The sequence below is a fragment of the Frigoribacterium sp. PvP121 genome, assembly GCF_017833115.1.
In the GTDB taxonomy this organism is placed as follows: Bacteria; Actinomycetota; Actinomycetes; order Actinomycetales; family Microbacteriaceae; genus Frigoribacterium; species Frigoribacterium endophyticum.
On sequence record NZ_JAFIBR010000001.1, the window covers coordinates 2,637,493 to 2,657,355 of the forward strand.

Annotated in this window: 15 protein-coding genes; 11 read left to right on the top strand and 4 right to left on the bottom strand. The window is 74.9% G+C overall.

Annotated features, from left to right (window positions below; translation table 11 throughout):
- The first annotated feature begins 8 nt into the window (after positions 1-8).
- Positions 9-1,256 (top strand): amidohydrolase family protein, encoded by a 1,248-nt coding sequence (locus JOE43_RS12310; protein WP_209518083.1) that lies wholly within the window; start codon positions 9-11, stop codon positions 1,254-1,256.
- 43 nt (positions 1,257-1,299) lie between these two features.
- Here JOE43_RS12310 and JOE43_RS12315 read toward each other — a convergent pair whose 3' ends face one another.
- Positions 1,300-2,166, bottom strand: a complete 867-nt coding sequence (locus JOE43_RS12315; RefSeq protein WP_056055314.1) for an AraC family transcriptional regulator — start codon at positions 2,164-2,166, stop codon at positions 1,300-1,302.
- A gap of 93 nt (positions 2,167-2,259) precedes the next feature.
- Between JOE43_RS12315 and JOE43_RS12320 the strand changes: the two genes are divergently transcribed.
- The 10 genes from JOE43_RS12320 to JOE43_RS12365 all read left to right on the top strand — a co-directional run bounded on the left by JOE43_RS12320 (position 2,260) and on the right by JOE43_RS12365 (position 18,584).
- Positions 2,260-5,682 carry a DUF5107 domain-containing protein gene (locus tag JOE43_RS12320; RefSeq protein ID WP_209518085.1) on the top strand — a complete coding sequence of 1,141 codons (3,423 nt, stop codon included), beginning with the start codon at positions 2,260-2,262 and terminating at the stop codon, positions 5,680-5,682.
- 9 nt (positions 5,683-5,691) lie between these two features.
- Positions 5,692-6,714 (top strand): substrate-binding domain-containing protein, encoded by a 1,023-nt coding sequence (locus tag JOE43_RS12325; RefSeq protein ID WP_185232880.1) that lies wholly within the window; start codon positions 5,692-5,694, stop codon positions 6,712-6,714.
- A 79-nt stretch (positions 6,715-6,793) separates the two neighbouring features.
- Positions 6,794-8,338: a sugar ABC transporter ATP-binding protein gene (locus JOE43_RS12330; protein WP_209518087.1), complete on the top strand. Its 1,545-nt coding sequence runs from the start codon at positions 6,794-6,796 to the stop codon at positions 8,336-8,338.
- A gap of 14 nt (positions 8,339-8,352) precedes the next feature.
- Positions 8,353-9,399, top strand: a complete 1,047-nt coding sequence (locus tag JOE43_RS12335) for an ABC transporter permease (protein ID WP_056055320.1) — start codon at positions 8,353-8,355, stop codon at positions 9,397-9,399.
- 3 nt (positions 9,400-9,402) lie between these two features.
- A complete protein-coding gene (locus JOE43_RS12340) occupies positions 9,403-10,575 on the top strand; it encodes a zinc-binding dehydrogenase (RefSeq protein WP_209518089.1) in 1,173 nt (390 codons plus the stop codon).
- A gap of 59 nt (positions 10,576-10,634) precedes the next feature.
- Positions 10,635-11,543 carry a hypothetical protein gene (locus JOE43_RS16225; RefSeq protein WP_209518091.1) on the top strand — a complete coding sequence of 303 codons (909 nt, stop codon included), beginning with the start codon at positions 10,635-10,637 and terminating at the stop codon, positions 11,541-11,543.
- Positions 11,544-11,781: 238 nt separating this feature from the next.
- Positions 11,782-13,497, top strand: a complete 1,716-nt coding sequence (locus JOE43_RS12350; RefSeq protein WP_209518093.1) for a DUF3375 family protein — start codon at positions 11,782-11,784, stop codon at positions 13,495-13,497.
- Entirely contained in the window at positions 13,494-14,390 is an 897-nt protein-coding gene (locus JOE43_RS12355) for a DUF4194 domain-containing protein (RefSeq protein WP_209518095.1), read from the top strand. Before JOE43_RS12350 ends, JOE43_RS12355 begins: the two co-directional genes overlap by 4 nt.
- The gene (locus JOE43_RS12360; RefSeq protein WP_209518096.1) at positions 14,387-17,980 is read left to right on the top strand and encodes an ATP-binding protein; all 3,594 of its coding nucleotides are present in this window, start codon (positions 14,387-14,389) and stop codon (positions 17,978-17,980) included. Before JOE43_RS12355 ends, JOE43_RS12360 begins: the two co-directional genes overlap by 4 nt.
- Before the next feature lie 190 nt (positions 17,981-18,170).
- On the top strand, positions 18,171-18,584 hold the full coding sequence (locus tag JOE43_RS12365; RefSeq protein WP_209518098.1) for a hypothetical protein: 414 nt from the start codon (positions 18,171-18,173) through the stop codon (positions 18,582-18,584).
- 41 nt (positions 18,585-18,625) lie between these two features.
- Here JOE43_RS12365 and JOE43_RS12370 read toward each other — a convergent pair whose 3' ends face one another.
- The 3 genes from JOE43_RS12370 to JOE43_RS12380 form a co-directional block, all read right to left on the bottom strand.
- On the bottom strand, positions 18,626-18,988 hold the full coding sequence (locus JOE43_RS12370) for an SdpI family protein (protein ID WP_209518100.1): 363 nt from the start codon (positions 18,986-18,988) through the stop codon (positions 18,626-18,628).
- Positions 18,989-19,071: 83 nt separating this feature from the next.
- Positions 19,072-19,305 carry a hypothetical protein gene (locus JOE43_RS12375; protein ID WP_209518102.1) on the bottom strand — a complete coding sequence of 78 codons (234 nt, stop codon included), beginning with the start codon at positions 19,303-19,305 and terminating at the stop codon, positions 19,072-19,074.
- Positions 19,306-19,315: 10 nt separating this feature from the next.
- Positions 19,316-19,831, bottom strand: a complete 516-nt coding sequence (locus tag JOE43_RS12380) for a hypothetical protein (protein ID WP_209518104.1) — start codon at positions 19,829-19,831, stop codon at positions 19,316-19,318.
- Positions 19,832-19,863 lie beyond the last annotated feature (32 nt).

Here is a 19,863-nt window from a genome sequence, read left to right on the forward strand (position 1 = left end):
GACCCACCGTGCTCCACCATGCCTCCCCCACCTCCCTCGCCGGCGTCGACGTCTGGGACGGCCACGGCGCGCTCGGCCCGAGCACCGTCAGCTGGGGCCCCGCGCGGCCCGGCGTCGCGACGGACGCCGTGGTCACCGCGGTGCAGCCGGCCGAGCCGTCGGCCCGCTTCGAGGGGCTGTCGCTCGTGCCCGGCCTCGTCGACACCCACGTCCACCTCATCGGGAACGCGGGAGGCGCCTCCTCGGGGTTCCTGACCTGGCCGCTCGTCACGCCCCCCACCGAGCAGGTGCTGCACGGCCTGGCCCACGCCCGGCGCGCCCTGGCCGGCGGGGTCACCACCCTGCGCGACCTGTCGGCCGACGAGGTGCAGTTCTCGCTGGCGCGCGCCGTGGAGGCGGGGCTCGTCGAGGCGCCGCGGATCCTCGCGCACGGGATGGTCAGCATGACGGGAGGGCACGGCGACATGTTCGTGCCCCCGGGCGTCGACCCGCGCCTCCGGAAGCCCACCGCCGACGGCGTCGACGCCTGCCGCGCCCTCGTGCGGACGCACGCGCGCGCGGGAGCGACGGGCATCAAGATCGCGACGAGCGGCGGGCTGCTCTCCGAGGGCGACGCCCCCTCCTGGCGCAACCACACGAGCGCCGAGATCGACGCGATCGTCGACGAGGCGCACGCGCTCGGCCTGCTCGTCGCGGCCCACGCCCACACCGCCGAGGGCATCCGCGTGGCCCTCCGCGCGGGCGTCGACTCGATCGAGCACGCCACGCAGCTCGACGGCGACCTCGCCCGGCAGGTCGTGGCGGCCGGGCTGCCCGTCGCTCCCACGCTGCTGATCAACGACGCCATCGCCGAGGGCTCGGTGCCCGTCTCGGCCGAGCAGCGCGAGACGGCGGCCGCGCTCGTCGCGACCCGCGACTCCGCCTTCCGCGCCGCCGCCGAGGCCGGCGTCGACTTCGTGCTCGGCACCGACGCCAACGGGTTCCACGTCGCGTTCGGCGACCAGATGCGCGAGCTGCGGCGGATGGGCGACGTCTTCGGCTGGTCGCCCGAGCGGGTGCTCCGGGCGGGCACGTCGCGCGCGGCGGCGGCGATCGGCCGGTCGACGCAGCTCGGCCGCGTGGCCGTCGGGGCCGCCGCCGACTTCGTGCTGCTGCGCGGGCGCCCGTGGGAGGACGCGGCGGCGCTCGACCCTGACGCGATCGTCGCGGTCGTGGCCCGCGGGCGGGTGGTCGCGGGGGCGCTGCCCGCGGCCTGAGGACGGCGCTGCCCACCCCGTGCGGGCCCGCCCCGCCCTGACCTCAGCCCTTCCGCTGCGCCCGGTACCCCACCGGCGTCGACCCGTGCACCGCCTTGAACTGGCGCGAGAAGTAGAAGGGGTCGACGTAGCCCACCCGCTCCGCCACCAGCCCGACCGGCAGGTCGGTGGTGTCGAGCAGCTCCCGGGCCCGCGCCATGCGCAGCTGCGTCTGGTACCGCAGCGGCGTCGACCCGGTCTCGGCCTTGAAGCGCGCCGCGAAGTGCGACGGGCTGAGCCGGGCGAGGGCCGCGAGCTCCTCGACCGAGACGCGCTCGGTGACGTGCTTGCGCAGGTAGTCCTGCGCCTGCTCGACCGCCGACTCCCGCGGGCTGCCGACCCGCCGCTCCGAGCAGAGCAGGGCCATGAGGTGCCACGCGGCGCCCGACGCGGCGAGCACGCTGGCGAAGGTCTGGTCGCGCTCCATCGCCTGCACGACCTCCTCGATCAGCGCGACGACGCGGTAGACGTCGGTGAGCTGCCGCACCGGCGCCGACGCGGTCAGGCCGGCGACGCGGAGGAACTCGGCGAGGTCGCGCCCGTCGAGGTGCAGCCACCAGAGCGTCCAGGGCGCCGCGTCGTCCGAGCCGTACTCGTGCGCCGTCTCGGGCGGCACGACGACGACCTGCCCGGCGCTGACGACGTGCCGCACGCCGCCGACCTCGCACCAGCCGCCGCCGCGCACGCAGACGAGCACGACGCTCTGCGGCACCCCGGCGGGGCGGGCCATGCCGTGCGCGCGAGCCTCGGGGAAGTACCCCGCGTCGGTCACGACCAGGTGCGACGTGCCCGGCTGCGTGAGGGCGGTGCGCACCGCCTGGCGGGGCATGACGAGCAGCCGCTGCCCGGGGAAGCCGTCCTCGATGGTCATGGGTCGATGATGACGCACCGATCGTCGTTTCGTCCAGGGACGTCGGTGGATCGGGCGTTCCGGAGGCGCGGGTCGGCTCCGTACGCTGGCCCCATGCTCACCGCCGAGTCGAGGTTGACTCTTCCCCCCGTGCCCGCTGACCAGGCCTCGGCAGGCGTCGCCGCCTGGTCGGAGCCCCTCGTCGTCGACACCTACCTGCCGGGCGAGCCCGACAGGTACCCGGCCTTCCTCGACTCCCGGGTCTACCAAGGATCGTCCGGGCGGGTCTTCCCGCTGCCGTTCCACGAGCGCATCGAGGCCGAGAAGCGGCCCCACGCGTGGGACGCCGTGCACCTCGAGAACGAGTGGCTGCGCCTCGTCGTCCTGCCGCAGCTCGGCGGCCGCATCCACGTGGCCTACGACAAGTCGGCCGACTACGACATCTTCTACCGCAACAACGTCGTCAAGCCCGCGCTCGTCGGCCTGGCCGGGCCCTGGATCTCCGGCGGCGTCGAGTTCAACTGGCCCCAGCACCACCGCCCCGCGACGTTCCTCCCCACCGACGTGTCGATCGAGCGCGAGGCCGACGGGGCCGTCACCGTGTGGTGCTCCGACCACGACCCCTTCGCGCGGATGAAGGGCATGCACGGCATCCGCCTGCGGCCCGGCTCCTCGCTGATCGAGGCCCGCGTGCGGCTGTTCAACCGCAGCGACGAGACGCAGACCTTCCTCTGGTGGGCGAACGTCGCCGCCGCGGTCAACGACGACTACCAGTCGTTCTTCCCGACCGACGTCCGCCACGTGGCCGACCACGCGAAGCGCGCCGTCGTCGACTTCCCCCGCGTCGCCGGCGAGTACTACGGCGTCGACTACCCCGCGCGCGTCGACGCCGACCACCCCGACGGCGACCGGCTCGACTGGTACCGCAACATCCCGGTGCCGACCTCGTACATGGTCACGCACACCGACGACGACTTCTTCGGCGGCTACGACCACGGCCGACGGGCGGGCTTCGTCCACTGGGCCGACCGCGCGATCTCCCCCGGCAAGAAGCAGTGGACGTGGGGCGACGCCCCCTTCGGCTGGGCCTGGGACGACAACCTCACCGACGGCGACGGCCCCTACGTCGAGCTCATGGCCGGCGTCTACACCGACAACCAGCCCGACTTCTCCTTCCTCACCCCCGGCGAGACGAAGACCTTCAGCCAGTTCTGGTACCCGATCACCGAGATCGGCCCGGCCCACCAGGCGACGCGCGACGCCGCGCTCCGCGTCGACCTGCCCGAGGAGGGGCCCGCGGTGCTCCGCGTCGGCCTCGCCGTGACGCACGCCCACCCCGCGGTCGACGTCGTCGTCCGGGGCCGCGACGGCCGGGTGCTCGACCAGCACCGCGTCGCCGTCGCGCCCGGCTCGCCCGCGGTGCTCGACCGCCCGCTGCCCGAGGGCACGGTGCTCGACGACGTCGTGGTGGAGGCGCGGGCCGAGGGGCGCGTGCTCGTCGCGGTCGACGGCCGCAGCGTGGCCGCCCAGCTCGACGCCGAGGCCGGCGCGGACGGCACCGACGGCACCGACGACACCGGCACGGTCGACGCCCCGGTCGCCGCAGTCGCCCCGCCGGCCCCCGCCGACGTCGCCACCGTCGACGAGCTCTTCCTCGTCGGCCAGTACCTGCAGCAGTACCGCCACGCGACCCGGTCGCCCGAGCCGTACTGGCGGGAGGCGCTCCGTCGCGACCCCGGAGACGTGCGGGTCAACGTCGCGCTGGCGACGCTCCTGCACGACTCCGCCCGCTGGGGCGAGGCGCTCGACCTGCTGCGCACGGCCGTGAGGCGTCAGCTGGCCTGGGCGCCGAACCCCGCCGACGGCGAGCCGCTCTACCGGCTCGGCCTCGCCCTGACCCGTCTCGGCCGCGTGACGGAGGCGCAGGAGGCGCTGGCGAAGTCCGCCTGGAACGCCGCCTGGGCCGGGCCCGCCTCGCTGGCCCGCGCGCGCCTCCTCGGCCGCTCCGACCCCGCCGCCGCGGAGCAGCTGCTCCGCGCCGTGCTGCGCCGCGACGCCGACAACCTGCAGGCCCGCGACCTCCTCGTCCTGACCCTCCGCGACCTCGACCGGCGCGAGGAGGCCGACGACCTGCTGAACGAGACGCTGGCCCTCGACCCGCTCGACCAGTGGGCCCGCCACCTCGCCGGCCGGGTCCTCTCCGACGACTCCCCCACCCTGCTCGACGTCGCCCTCGAGTACGGCTCGGCCGGGTACCTCGACGAGGCCCTCTCGGTGCTCGACCTCGCCCAGGCGCAGCTCCCCCGCGCCGCGCAGGGCCAGGTGAACGTGGGCCCCCTGCTCGGCTACCACCGCGCCTCCCTGCTGGCCCGGGCCGGCCGCACGGCCGAGGCCCGCCGCGCCCTCGTGTCGCTGCACGCCGTCGACGCCACCCGCTGCCTGCCGTCGCGGCTCGACGACGTCACCGTGCTGCTCGAGGCCGTGCAGGTGGTGCCGGCCGACGGCCTCGCCTGGTCGCTGCTCGGCAGCTGGTACTACGCCCACGGCCGCGGCGCCGACGCCGCGGACGCGTGGCGTCGGGCCCTCCAGGGCGACCTCGACGACGCGCAGGCCGCGGTCGTCGAGCGCAACCTCGGCGTGGCCGCCTACAACGTCGCCCACGACCCCGAGGCGGCGGCGGAGCACTACGCCGCGGCCCGCCAGCTCCGGCCCGACGACTCACGCCTGCTCTTCGAGAGCGACCAGCTCGCCGAGCGCCGCGGCGTGCCCGCGGCCGAGCGACTCGACGCCCTCGAACGGCAGTCGGCCCTCGTGCTCGAGCGTGACGACCTCAGCGTCGTCCGGGCCCGGCTGCTCACCTCCGTCGGCCGTCACGACGAGGCTCTCGCCGCCGTGCGCGCTCGTCGGTTCCAGCCCTGGGAGGGCGGCGAGGGCCAGGTGCTCGGCGCCTGGGAGGCCGCGTCGCTGGCCGCCGCCCGCGAGGCTCTCGCGGCGGGCGACGCCGACACGGCGCACGACCACGTCGTCGCCGCGCTCGAGCCCCCGACGACCCTGGGCGAGGCCCGCCACCCCCTGCAGACGACCGCGGAGCTCCACCTCGCCCTCGGCGACGCCCTCGCCGCCCGTGGCGACGACGCCGGCGCGCGGTGGGCCTGGCGGCAGGCGGCCGACGCCACGGGCGACTTCGCGGGGATGGCCACCCAGGCCTTCACCGAGCGGAGCGCCGCGTCGGTCCGCGCCCTGACCAGGCTCGACGCCGACGACGAGGCGCGGGCCCTGCTCCGCCGGTTCGACGCGTTCGTCGACGAGCTCGCCGCCACCCCGGCCGAGGTCGACTACTTCGCCACCTCGCTGCCCACGATGCTGCTCTTCCAGGACGACCCGCAGCAGGGGCGCGACGCCGAGGTCACCCGGCTGCGACACGTGGTCGCCGAGCTGTGGACGGGGCTGGGCCACGAGCCCTCCCCCGTCGACCCCACCACCCCCGACCCGACCGCCCCCGCGGTCACGTCCGGCGACGACGCCGGGCGCCCCTAGGAAGGAACCATGACCACCATGTCGACACCGATCAGGCCGAGGGCGCGACGCCGCGTCCTCTCCGCCGCCGCGCTCCTCGCGGCGGCCGCCGCCCTCGCGGGCTGCTCCATCCCCAGCGCCGACGGCGGCGAGGGCGGCGCCGAGCGCATCGGCGCCCTCTACCTCGACTCGCAGGGCTTCTACGGCGGCGTCAAGAAGGGCGTCCAGGACGCCGCCGACGCCGACTCGAAGAAGGTCGACTTCCTCGAGTCGACCTCGGCGGGCGACGTCTCGAAGGAGAGCTCGTTCATGAACACGCTCACCTCCTCCGGCGTCAGCGCGATCATCATGTCGGCGGTCTCGACCGACGGCAGCGTGCCCGCGGTGCGCCAGGCCAGCGAGGCCGGCATCCCGGTCATCTGCTACAACACCTGCGTCAGCGACGACGCCGTCGACCAGTACGTCACGGCCTGGGTGCTGGGCGACCCGCTGAAGTTCGGCGGCGACCTCGGCACGCAGGCGGCGGCGTACTTCACCGAGGCCGGCATCACGGCCCCGAAGATGGGCGTCATCAACTGCGAGCAGTACGAGGTCTGCCAGCAGCGCTTCAAGGGCTTCTCCGAGGCCCTGACCGCAGCGCTGCCCGGCACGGTCTTCGTCGCGAACCAGGAGGGCGCCGAGGTCGACCAGGCGGTCTCGACCGCCGAGCAGATGCTCAGCGCGAACCCCGACCTCGACGGGCTCTACGGCGAGGCCGGCGGCGCGACCGTCGGGGCCTACAAGGCCGTCCAGACCCGCGGCCTCACCGGCCAGGTCGCCGTCTTCGGCTCCGACATGACGTCCGACATCGCGGCCGAGCTCGCCGACGGCTCCGTCCTCAAGGCCGTCGTCGACATCAGCGGAATCGAGGCGGGCAAGCTCGCCTTCGCCGCCGCGCAGGACGCCATCGACGGGAAGACCCCCGACGAGAAGGTCGTCGCGGCGCCGATCGACCTCTACCTGCCCGCCGACGCGGCCGGGTGGACCGAGACCCACCCCGACGGTCTCCCGTGATCGGCACGGTGAGCCCGGCCCCCGCCGGGCTCACCGTCGCCCCTCTCCCCCACCACCACCCGATCCCCGGAGGATCCCCTTGTCAGAGTCGACAGCCGACACCCCGATCGCGCCGCTCGATCCCGCCCGCGACCGCGGCGCCCCCATCGCCGAGGCCCGCGGCGTCAGCCAGGTCTACCCCGGCGTCACCGCCCTCGACGGGGTCGACTTCGCCGTCCACGCCGGCGAGGTCCGCGCCCTGCTCGGCCAGAACGGCGCCGGCAAGTCGACGCTGATCCGCCTGCTCAGCGGCGTCGAGACCCCCAGCGCCGGTGAGGTCCTGCTGGGCGGGCAGCCGCTCGGCGACGGCGGCGTCACCGCCGCCTCCGCCGCGGGCGTCGCCACCTGCTACCAGGAGCTCAGCCTCGTGCCCGGCGTCACCGTCGCCGAGAACCTCGCCCTGGGCCGCTGGCCCCGCGGCCGCTTCGGCATCGACACCCGTGCGATGGTCGAGCGGGCACGTGCGACCTTCGCGCGCCTCGGCGCCGACATCGACGTGCACGCCGAGGTCGCCGGGCTCACGCTCGCCCAGCAGCAGATCGTCGAGATCGGGCGTGCCCTGCAGGACGACCCGCGCCTGCTCATCCTCGACGAGCCGACGAGCGCGCTCGCGGCGGCGGAGGTCGACCTCGTGCTCGACACCGTCAAGCGGCTCGCCGCCCAGGGCGTCGCGGTGCTCTACGTCAGCCACCGGATGGACGAGATCCGTCAGATCGCCGACACCGCGACCGTGATGCGCAACGGGAAGGTCGTCGAGACCGTCTCCATCGCCGGCAGCGACACCGCGCACATCATCGAGCTGATGATCGGCGCCGACCCCGAGCAGCGCGCCGTCGCCACGCGACCGGTCACCTCGGGCGAGGTGCTCCTCCGCGTCGACGACCTCGACGTGGCCCCGAAGCTCCGGGGCGTCAGCTTCGAGGGCCGGGCCGGCGAGGTGCTCGGCATCGCGGGGCTCCTGGGCTCCGGGCGCACCGAGCTGCTCCAGGCGATCGCGGGCTTCCGGCCGGCGACGGGCGGCACCGTCTCGATCGCGGGCTCCGTCGTCGACCGGCCCACCGCCTCCCGCATGCTGGCCCTCGGGGTCGGCATGACCCCGGAGGACCGCAAGGGCCGCGGCGTCGTGCCCGGCCTCGGCATCGACGAGAACATCGTCATGAGCGACTTCGGCCGGGTCACCCGGGGAGGCGCGCTGTCGGCCGGGGCGATCGCCACCGCCACGAAGGCGCTCGCCGACCGGCTCAGCATCAAGGCGCACGACCTCTCGCGCCCGATCAGCACCCTCAGCGGCGGCAATCAGCAGAAGGCGGTCATCGCCCGCTGGCTGCACGCCGACAGCCGGGTGCTCCTCCTCGACGAGCCCACCCGCGGCGTCGACGTCGAGGCGAAGGCGCAGATCTACGAGATCATGCGCGCCGTCGCCGACACCGGAAAGCTCGTCGTCTTCGTCTCGAGCGAGATCGAGGAGCTTCCCCTGGCCTGCGACCGCGTGCTCGTGCTCCGCGACGGCGGCCTCCGCGAGGAGTACCGCGCCCCCGACATCTCCCTGCCCGTGCTGCTCCAGGCCTCCATGGTCTCGAGCTGAAGAAGGACGACCCGATGACCTCCACGCTCGACCCCACCACCACCTCGGCCACGCCCGGCGGTCGCCCCCGCGGCGGCGCCGTCGGCCGCGTCCGCGACGCGTTCCGTCGCAACACGACCCTCGTCAACATCGTCGGACTGCTGGTCGCGATCGTCGTGCTGTACCTCTACCTGATGTTCAACGCCGTGGGCTTCTTCACCGTCGCCAACCAGAGCGGGCTGCTCCGCGACGCCGCGCTCATCGGCATCGCCGCGACGGGCATGACCCTCGTGATCATCGCCGGCGAGATCGACGTGAGCACCGGCCCGGCCGTCGCCCTGTCGTCGGTCATCGTCGCCGTGGCGATGACGCAGTGGGGGCTGCCCGCGCTGCTCGCCATCCTGATCACGCTCGTGGTCGGGGCGGGCTGGGGCGCCCTCGCCGGCGTGCTCCGGGCCCGCTTCCTGGTGCCGTCGTTCATCGCGACGCTCGGGCTCTGGAGCGTGCTGCGCGGCCTCGGCCAGTTCAGCACCGACGCGCTGCCCGTGCCGCTGCCCCTCGACGAGCCGGTCATGCCCTTCCTCACCGGCACCGTGCTCGGCGTGCCGACCCCGGCCGTCATCATGATCGTCGCCTTCCTGGTCTTCGCCTTCGTCGCCCGCAAGACGGCCTTCGGCCGCTCGGTCTTCGCCATCGGCGGCAACGCCGCGGCGGCCCGGCTCGCCGGCATCAAGGTCGCCCGGGTGCGCGTGCTGCTCTTCGCGATCATGGGCATGCTCGGCGCCCTGAGCGGCGTGCTGCTCGCCGCCCGCCTCGGCTCGGGCAACGCCGGTGCGGCCAACGGCCTCGAGTTCGACGTCATCGCCGCGGTCGTGATCGGCGGCACCGCGATGTCGGGCGGGCGCGGCAGCCTCGTCGGCACCTTCCTCGGCGTGATCTTCATCACGCTGATCGGCAACGGGCTCGTGCTGCTCGGCGTCGACTCCTTCCTCCAGAGCGTCGTGCGCGGTGTGATCATCGTGCTCGCCGTCCTGCTCAACGTCACCCTCTCCCGCAAGCGCGGGTCGATCGAAGAGAGCTAGGCCATGACCACCACCGTCCCCTCCCCCGAGGCCGCGACCCGCGCCTCCTCGCCCACCGGCACCATGCAGGGCGTGTTCCTGCCCGGCGACGGCACCGCCCGGCTGCGCACGCACGACGTGCCGACGCCCGGCCCCGGTCAGGTGCTCGTGCAGGTCGGCGCGAGCGGCATCTGCGGCAGCGACATCGGCTTCATCTACAACGGCTACAAGACGCACAAGGGCCTCGACGGGGCACCCGCCTACAAGGGCGTCGTCGCGGGCCACGAGCCGTGCGGGCGCATCGTGTCGTCGGGGCCCGGGGTCACCCGCTTCGGCGTCGGCGACGACGTCATCGTCTACCACATCCAGGGCTGCGGCCGGTGCCGCAACTGCCGCGCGGGCTACTTCATCAGCTGCACCGACCAGCCGCACAAGGCGTCGTACGGCTGGCAGCGCGACGGCGGCCACGCGGAGTACGTGCTGGTCGACGAGTCGACCTGCGTGCCCCTGCCCGACGGACTGTCGTACGTCGACGGCGCGCTGATCGCCTGCGGCTTCGGCACGGCCTACGAGGGCCTCCGCCGCACGGGCGTCCACGGCGGAGATGACCTGCTCGTCGTCGGCCTGGGCCCGGTCGGCCTGGCCGCCGCCATGCTCGGCCGGATGCTCGGCGCCCGCCGCGTCATCGGGGTCGAGCGGTCGGCGGAGCGCATCGAGTTCGTCCGCGCGACCGGCCTCGTCGACGACGTCGTGCTGGCCGACGGCGACGCCGTCGAGAACGTGCTCGCGCTCACCGACGGCGTGGGCTGCCAGGTCACGGTCGACTGCTCGGGCAGCACGCCGGGCCGCCTCACCGCGGTCGAGGCCGCGGCGGAGTGGGGCCGGGTGGGGCTGCTCGGCGAGGGCGGCCGGCTCGAGACCGAGGTCTCCGACACGCTCCTGCACAAGCAGCTCACGATCACCGCGTCGTGGGTGACGTCGCTCCAGGGCATGGAGGACGTCGCGCGCATGATCGCCGAGGGCGGCCTCAGCCCCGAGATCGTCGTCTCGCACACGCTGCCGCTCACCGACGCCGACGAGGCGTACCGGATCGCGGCGGCCGGCGCGACCGGCAAGGTCGTCCTCGTGCCGGCCGGCGCCCCGGTGCGCGAGGAGCCCGCCGCCCGGGCCACGACGATCGGGCACCCGGCCTCGTGACGGTGCGGGTCGAGTCGGTCGGGGCTGGCGAGGCCGACGGCCTCCCTCTGATCAGGGTCGTGACCGGCGAGCTGGCGCTCGCGTTCGCGCCGACCCGCGGGGGGCGCCTCCTCTCGCTCGTGCACGCGGGCCGAGAGCTGCTCTGGCGCGATCCCGCTCTGCTCGACGACGCGCTGCGGCCGGTCGTGCCGGTGTCGACCTGGCCGACCGGCGACGGAGGCATGTCGACCTGGGCGAACGTGGGCGGGTCGAAGACCTGGCCCGCCCCCCAGGGCTGGTCGGGGCCCGACGAGTGGGCCGGGCCGCCCGACGCCGTGCTCGACTCGGGCACCTGGTCGGCGTCGTGGACGGTCGACGAGTCCGTCGCCGTGGTGACGCTCACCAGCCCCGACGACCCACGCTCGGGCCTGCGGGTCACGCGCCGGTTCACCGTGCATGACGGGTCGACGCGCTTCGACCAGCACGTCACCTTCGAGAACGTGTCGTCGACGACCCGGCGGTGGGCGATCTGGGAGGTCTGCCAGGCCGACACGGCCGGCGGCGCCGCCTCCCCCTCCGCCGGGTCCTCGGTGGTCGTGCCCCACGACCGGGTCGCCGACGAGCTCGACCTCGGCACGTACGAGGGCGAGCTGCCCAGCGGCCGGCGCGGCCACGACGTCGTCCTGCCGCTCGGCACCGGCGTCGCCAAGCGGGGCTACCCCGGAGCCTCGGGGTCGGTCGCCCTGCACGACGAGGGCGGCACCGTGCTCGCGCTGTCGACGACGCCCGCGCCGACGGGCACCTGGCCCGACGGGGGCGCGAAGGTCGAGGTCTGGCTGCAGCGCCCGACGGCCGAGCCGATCGCGTCGCTGGAGGGGCTCCACCCCTCGGCGCACCTCGTCGAGCTGGAGGTGCTCGGGCCGCTCGAGACCCTGCGGCCGGGCGACGCGTCGACGCTCGAGATCGAGTGGCGGGTCGGGCCGGCGTAGCTCGAGCGAGCCAGGCCGGGCCGGGCCGGGCCGGGCTGATGCGCGACGTCGAGCGGTGCGGCGGGTCCCCGTCCCTCTGGGCGGGTCGGCGCCGACCCGCCCACGAGGACACCGACCCGCCGCACCCCACCACGTGCCACCCGACGGCCCGGTGAACGCCCCGTCCGGGGCCGCCCGCGTCCGGCGCTCCGCCGCCCCCGCGGTATCGTCGTCCGTCGACGATCAGGGAGGCTGGGCAGTGGAAGAACCGTCGGGGCACGACGCCCTCAGCCGCGACGGCGTGCGTGAGGTGTTCGGCAGCGACCCCACCTGGGCCCTGCTGCGCAGCTCGAACAGCCGCTGGATCCTCCCCCTCTTCTCCCGCCACCTCGAGCGGGCCGAGGGCCCCGTCTCGGCCGACTGGTTCCACCAGGCCGTCGCGGAGGCGCTGGCCGAGAACGCCGCGGAGGCCGCAGCCGGCGAGTCGGCGAGCGCCGACGCCACCGCCACCGCCACCGCCACGAGCGTCACCACCGTTCCAGGGACCACCCCTGGGGAGGCGCCCGCCGGCCCCGCAGAGACCGCCGACCTCCCCGAGGCCAAGAACCCGGCGGACTACTGCCGCGGCTGGGTCGACAGCCGGTGGCTGATCCGCACCCGCGCCTCCGGCGAGGAGGACGGCCAGGCCGCCCGGGCCCGCTACCGCCTCTCGCCGCACGCCCTCAAGGCGCTGCGCATCGTCCGCGAGCTGGCCGAGGCCGACAACGCCGTCTCCGAGGCCCGCTTCGGCAGCATCGCGCACGCCGTCCGCCAGCTCGCCGGCCTCGCCGACCCCGATCCGGCGTCGCAGGTCGCCCGGCTCGACGAGCAGATCGCCGAGCTGCAGCGCCGCCGCGACGAGGTCGAGCGGCACGGCCCCGTCCCGGCGACGGCCGACGTCGTGTCGCGCCAGGTGCGCGAGGTCGTGCGGCTGACCGCGTCGCTGCCCGAGGACTTCCGCCAGCTCAGCGCCATGGTCGAGCAGCGCCACCGCGAGGTCGCTCGCCGTGCGACCCACGAGCACGTCGGCAAGGGCGCGCTCGTCGAGCAGTACCTCCGTGAGAACGACCTGCTCGAGCAGACCCCCGAGGGCCGCGCCTACCGCGGCTTCGCCCAGATGCTCTCGTCGCGCGAGATCGACGTGATGCGCGCCGACATCGACAAGGTGCTCTCGCAGCCCGGCGCCGCCGAGCACCTCACCGAGCGGCAGCGCGAGCAGCTCGAGCAGCTGATCTCGTCGCTGCTCGCCGAGGAGCAGTCCGTGCAGGAGACGTACGGGCGTTGGACGTCGTCGCTCCGCCGCTTCCTCAGCCGGTCGGGCGCCGAGAAGCACCAGCGCCTGCTGACCCTCGCCGAGCGCGCCCTGCACGCCGGCGCCGCCTGGGCCGAGCGTCGCCCCGGCGCCGCGGTGCTGCCCGAGGACGTGCTCGGCCTCGGTCCCGTCGACGTCGTCGACGTCAGCCAGGTGCAGCTCTGGAGCGAGCGCGGCCGCCCCACCGTCGAGGTGCGCGTGGCCGAGGGCGACGCCGCCCTGCCCGCCGCCGACCGCGCCGCGCTCCGCCTCACCGCGGGCACCAGCCCCGCCGCCGTCGCCGCGACGATCGACCGCCTGCTCGACGAGGGCGACGGCCGCGCCGAGGTCACGAGCGCCGACGTCTACCGCGCCACCGAGCCCGAGTTCCGTCGCCTCGCGCTCGTGCTGAGCATGCTCGACCTCGCCGTCGAGCGCGGCGTCGTCACCGACGAGACCGAGTCCGTCGTCCTCACCCCCGACGACCCGTCCGGCACCGGGGCCGGAGCACCCCGGGGAGGCGCCCCCCGCGAGGTCACGCTGCCCCGGTTGGTCTTCACCCGGGACGCACCCCCGCCCGGCTCCGACCCCACCGCCGCCGCCGCCGACGCCTCCGCCCGCACCCTCCAGGGAGACCCCGCATGACCGCCGCCCCGACCGACGACCTCCGCCCGGCCGACGCAGCGGCCGACGCGACGCCCGATACGACGGCCGACGTGGCGCTCGACGCCGGCGAGGCCCCCGCCCGCCCCGTCTCCGACGAGCTCCCCCTCGCCGGCCGCAAGGCCCTGGTCACGCTGATGACGCACCGCTTCATCAGCCGGGCCAAGCAGAAGGAGGCGTGGGCCGGCCTCCTGGCGCACGAGCCGGAGATCCGCGCCCGCCTCGCCGAGATGTTCCTCGAGCTCGAGGTCGACCGCGGGTACGAGGTCGCCTTCAAGCGACAGGCCGGCGGCGACGACGCCCCCGTGCTGCTGCGGCGCGAGAAGCCGCTGTCGCGCGACGCGTCGTTCCTGCTGATCTTCCTGCGCCGCGAGCACGCCTACGCCGACGGAGACGACGACGCGGTCGTGGTGTCGCGCGACCAGGTCGCCGAGTTCCTCGGCCGGTTCCACGACGACACCGCCCACGACGAGGTGCGGGCCCTGCGGCGCGTCGACGCCGCGATCGCTGCGATGGTCGCCCGCGACCTGCTCGAGCCCGAGCCCGACGACCCGTCGCTCTTCGTCGTCGCCCCCGCGATCGTGCCGCTCGTCCGCCCCGAGCAGCTGCGGCACTTCGAGCGCCTGTACCTCGAGGCCGCGGGCGACGAGCCGGAGGTCGGCGCGTCCGCGGCGAGCGCCGCCGCCCAGGGCGAGCTCGACGAGCTGACCGACTTCGACCCCGAGCTCGACGCGGGTGACGAGCTGACCGAGCTCGATCCCGACGCCGAGCCCGACGACAGCGCCCCCGCCCCCGCCGACGCGTTCCGCGCCTCCGACCCGGCCCTCGACCTGCCGCTCGACCTCCCCCTCGACCCGGAAGCAGACCAGGCATGACCCCCGCCTCCCCCGCCGACGCGCCCCGCGCCTCCCGCATGCCCGTCGAGGCCGGCACCGCCCCTGCCGTCCCCGCCGATGCGACGGCCGCCACCACGCCCGCGCCCCCCGTCACCCCCGCGCTCGACGTCGACGTCGAGCCCGACGCCGCGCCCGACCTCGGCATGTTCCACTCGGGCCAGTACCGCATCGAGCTCGTGCAGCTGCTCAACTGGGGCAGCTACGCGGGCCTGCACCGCATGCCCGTCGGGCGGGGCGGCATCGCCATCCTCGGCCCGACCGGTCGGGGCAAGTCGACGGTGCTCGACGCGATGGCCGCGGTCATCATGCCGAACCCGCAGGAGTTCAACCGGGCCGCCCGCGACGACTCGCGCCAGCGCTCCGAGCGCACCGTCTACAGCTACGCGCGGGGCAAGACCGACGAGGTGCGGGACGCCGACTCCGACCGCACGACGACGCGGTTCCTCCGCCCGCTGGGCGAGTCGTTCGCGAGCGGCGCCGCGATCACCTGGAGCACCGAGCTCGGCGAGACCTTCACCGCCGTGCGCCTCGCCTGGATCGGCCCCGACACCGCCAGCCAGGACGACGTCACGCAGGCGAGCGTCTACCTGCTCGTGCGGGGGCGCTTCGACCTCAGCCGCCTGACCGACGTCCGCCGCGACGAGACGAGCACGTCGCCGCTGACGAAGAGCTCGCTGACGCGGCTCGTCGACCCGGCCCACGACCTCGTCACCTACTCGCAGCCCGAGCTCCGCGTGCAGCTCTGCGCGCGGCTCGGCATCGGCGGCAGCGACGAGTCGCAGCTGAAGGCGCTGACGCTGCTGCGGCGGGCGCAGGCGTCGAAGGGCGTCTTCTCGATCGACGAGCTGTTCAAGCAGTTCGTGCTGACGCAGCCGAAGGCGCTCTCGCGGTGGGAGACCACGCTCGCGACCTATCGCGAGGCGTCGCAGCTCTACGACGTGTTCGAGACGACGCGGCGGAAGCTCGACGTGCTCGAGCCGGTGCCGGGCCTCGCCGAGCGCTGGCGCAGCGCGGGCGACGACGCGACCGCGAAGCGCCGCCTGCTGGCCGGCGGCGACGACGAGCCGCGTCGGATCGACGTCTGGCTGGCCGAGGCGGTCGGCAGCTGGGTCGGCGGCGAGGTCGACCGGGTGCAGACCGAGAAGCGCGGCCACGTCGAGACGAGGAGGCGCGCCGCCGAGGCCGCGGAGGCCGCCCTCCGTGCCCGCGAGCAGGCCCTGGCGCAGATCGCCGACCTCGGCGGCGACCCCTCGCACTCGCTCCGCGAGCAGGTGCGCTGGGCCGAGGAGGCGCTCGGCCGCGTCGAGAAGGAGCACCGCCGGTTCGCGGCCCCGCTCGAGGGCGTCGGCGAGCCGGTGCCCACGACCGGGGACGAGCTGGAGTCGCTGCGCGCGCGGGCGACGGAGCTCGCGGCCGAGGAGGCGGCGGCCCGCCGCGAGCACGACGAGCTGCGCGGCGACCTCGCGGCCCGGATCGCCGAGACGCGGCGGTCGGTCGGCGAGCGCCAGCGCGAGAAGGAGTCGTTCGAGCGGCGCCGCAGCAACGTGCCCGACGACGCGGTCGAGCGACGTCGGCGCATCGCCGACGGCACGGGCGTGCCGGTCGCCCGGCTGCCCTACGCGGGCGAGCTGTTCGAGGTCGCCACGGAGCACCGCGACTGGACGACCGCGATCGAGAGGGTGCTCGGCGACCTGGCCACGCACCTCCTCGTCGATCCCGACGACTTCGACGCCGTGCGCCGCTTCGTCGACCGGGAGGACATGCGCGGCCGCGTCACCCTCGTGCCCGCGATGCCGGGCCTGACGCCGACGCGCACGCCGCTCGCCCGCACCGTGCCGTCGATGCTCGTGTTCGACGAGGAGAGCCCGTTCGTGGGCTGGCTGCGCGACGAGGTCGTCGACGACCGCAGCGTGCTCTGCGTCGACGACGCGTCGGCGCTCGACGACCCGCTGCCCGTCGGGGCGAAGGGCGCCGTGACGCGCTCGGGGCTCCGCACCGGCTCGCGTCGTCGGGTGACCAAGGACGACCGGCGGGTCCGCTCCTGGATCGGCCTCGACAACACCGGCCGGGTCGCCGAGCTGACGGCCGAGATCACCGCCCTGACGGAGTCGCTCGACGCGGCGCGCGCGGAGTGGGACGCCGCCGAGACGGTCGCCACCGCCCGCCGCACGGTCGTCGAGACCGTGGCGCGCGCCGCCGCGGTGGAGTGGTCGGACGTCGACCCCGCTCCGGCGCGGGCCCGCCTCGCCGACCTGCAGGCGCAGCTCGAGCGGGTCGCCGTCGAGCGCCCCGAGGTGACGGCGCTGCAGGCCGAGGCCGCGGCGCAGGACGACGCGCGGCTCGAGGCCGTGCGTCGCGGGGCCGAGGTGCAGCAGGTGCTCGACCAGCTCGAGGCGACGCACGCGACGCTGGTCGACATCGAGGACGCGTTCAGCGACGCCTCGGGCGCCGACCCGCTGACCGACGACGAGCGCGTGCTGCTCGCGCCGCTGCCGTTCGCGGCGCCGCGCGAAGTGGCCGACGTCGAGCGGACGCGCCGTGAGGCGGCGGCGCAGCTGAGGGCGCAGGTCGACGCCCACGACCGCGAGCGGACGCAGCACGAGCTCACGCTCGAGCTCGTCTTCACGCGCTACCTCGAGCTCGACCCGAACGCCGGCTTCGACGCGTCGATCGAGAGCCTGCCGGCCGTGCTGGCGATCCACCGGACGCTCGTCGACGACGACCTCCCGAACGCGAAGCAGCGCTGGCTGGCGAAGGCCGGGGCGAGCGTGGGCGACAGCCTGCGGGCGCTGCTGGTGCAGATCGAGGAGGACGGGCACGTCATCCGTCGCGGCGTCCGGCCCATCTCGCAGGCGCTGGCCGCGATCGAGTTCCGGCAGGGGTCGACGCTCGACATCGAGCCGCGGCCGATGTCGAACAGCGACCTGGCGGAGTTCAAGCGGACGCTGCGCGAGCACACGGGCGACGGTGGCGCCGGTTCTGCTGCGGGCGCCGGCGGCTCAGCGGCCTCGGCCGTCGACCCGCGTGACCCCGCCGAGATCGAGCGCCGCTTCCTGCGTCTGCGTCGCGACCTGGCGAGCCTCGAAGAGCGCTCGAAGTCGGGCGAGGCCTGGCGCCGCCGGGTGCTCGACGCGCGTGAGCACTACCAGTTCCGGGCGATCGAGACGAGGCGTGACGGCACGCAGATCGTGCACGAGGGAGTCGCGGGCAAGTCGGGCGGAGAGGGCCAGGAGCTGATCGCGTTCGTGCTCGGGGCCGCGCTGCGCTTCCGGCTCGGCGACGGCACCGACCGGGTGCCGACCTATGCGCCCATCGTGCTCGACGAGGGCTTCGTGAAGGCCGACACGGAGTACACCGGTCGGGCGCTCTCGGCGCTGCGGTCGCTGGGCTTCCAGCTGGTCGTCGGGGCTCCGCGAGACAAGGTCAACGCGTTCGAGCAGCACGTCGAGAGCGTCGCCTACATCTCGAGCGACCCCGTGAACCCCGAGCTGTCGCGCATCTACCCCCTCACGATCCGCGAGGCGATGGAGGTCGAACGCCACGGCCTCGACCCCGCCGCCCTGGCCTAGCCCGCCGAGTGGTCGCGATCTGCGCCTCCCGCCCCTCGGGAGCAGCAGTTCGCGCCCACTCGCCCCGCGCCTCCCCCTCTCCCCTCTCGTAATTTGAGAGGGATCAGCGCCTGAGGCACCGGTGAGCCTGAAGGAGTCGCGGGTCGGCGCCAGGATCCCTCTCGCTTTCCCGAGACCCTAGGCTCGGCCCGTGCTCTTCTCCCCGCCGCCGGAACCGCCGCCGTCCGACCCGGCACTGGTGGCGCCCACCCTGTACCGAGTGTCGCTGCCGGGCAGGCCTGGGGTCGTGCGTGGCTGGTTGTCCGTCACGAGCCACTGGACGTGGGACGTCGAGGGACCGTGGTGGCGGAGACGGCGAGTGCGGCCCTCCATCTACCGGGAGTGGGCTGTCGACTGGTCTCAGGACGAGGGCACGGCCGACCTGTTCCCGGACGAGTCGATGGACCGCGAGCACGATTGCGGTGTCTCTTTCTACGGCCCGGACCTCGTCGAGGTCGACCAGGGTCAGTTCTTCTTCGGCGATGTGTCGTTCACGCTGGACCCCGTCGACCCCCACGACGAGCCCGACGTCTGGCGGGCCCGCTGGGACTCCTGCGCGGGCTGACCCGAGTGCGGCCCGGCTGGCGGACAGGGCCGCCCGTCACCTCACCGCCCGGCGACCTCGGCGTCCCGCTCGACGCGACCCGCCGCCCGGTGCGCGGCGACCCCGCCCACGGCCGTCCCGACGAGCAGCGCTCCGCACCCGGCGAGGATGCTCGCCGCCGCCTCCCCGTCGGTCCACCCCGTGACGAGCGGGAGCACCGAGGCGACCGTCGCGACGGCGCACCCGACGACGACCGCCGGCAGGGCGGCGCGGTGCCCGACCTGCCAGGTGGTCGCGGACTCCATGACGGAGGGGATGCGCAGCCCGGCCAGGGCGTTCGGGGCGAGGCGTCCGCGGGCCGCGGCGGTGACGACCGCCACGACGACGACGTTGCTGAGGACGAGGATGACGACGGCGACCAGCATCGCTCCAGGCTAAGTCCGGCCGCCTCGGCGGCGCCTCCCCCGTGCGATCGACCGGCGGGCCGGTGGCAGCCAAGGGGCGGGAGTCAGCAGGTCGGCATCGGGGCGGCCGCGGCGGACGCGATGCGCTCCTCGGTCCAGTAGGTCGGGCCGTTGACCGGGGCGGCCGTGGCGACGACGGGCCCGGCCTCGCCGTCGCTGCCGGAGCCCGTCGAGCCGCCGCACGACGACCCGCCGAAGACGACGACCAGCACGACGAGGACGACGGCGACGACGAGCACGCCCGCACCCACCCCGGTGACCACGCGCTGCAGCTGCATGACGCTGAGCCTAGGCGGCGGGAGCGGCGCCGTCGCCTGTCGTGCTGGTCTGTGGTGTCGTCGCGGGCTTCCCCTGTGACATCCACACCGCCCAGCACGCGGCGGCTGCTCCTCCGACGACGCCGACGACCGTGCACGCGACCGCCGCACCCAGAGGAGGCGCCAGCTGCAAGGACCAGCCCAACCAACCGCTCAAGGCGCCTCCGAGCACGCTGGCGACCGTGACCGTCACGACCGCCCGGCCCCGCGACTCCGGCCGGCCGGGCGTCACGAGGCACGCCGCACCCCACGAGAGCAGAGCGGACGCAGCGCCCACGATGATGCCCGCCATCATGAAGCACCCGAAGAAGAACGCGGCGGAGCTCACGGCGTAGGAACGGTCGGCGGGGTCCCCGGCGAAGTACGTCACCAGGGCGCCGGGTCCGCCCATGGCGATCAGGGCGACGACGAGGGCAGAGGCACCGCCCCCGAGCACCCCGCCCCACACGACGTGGCGCATCCGCAGCGGTCTCAGTCTCGTGCTCATGTCTCCCCCGACCCCGCGCGTCGATCACATCT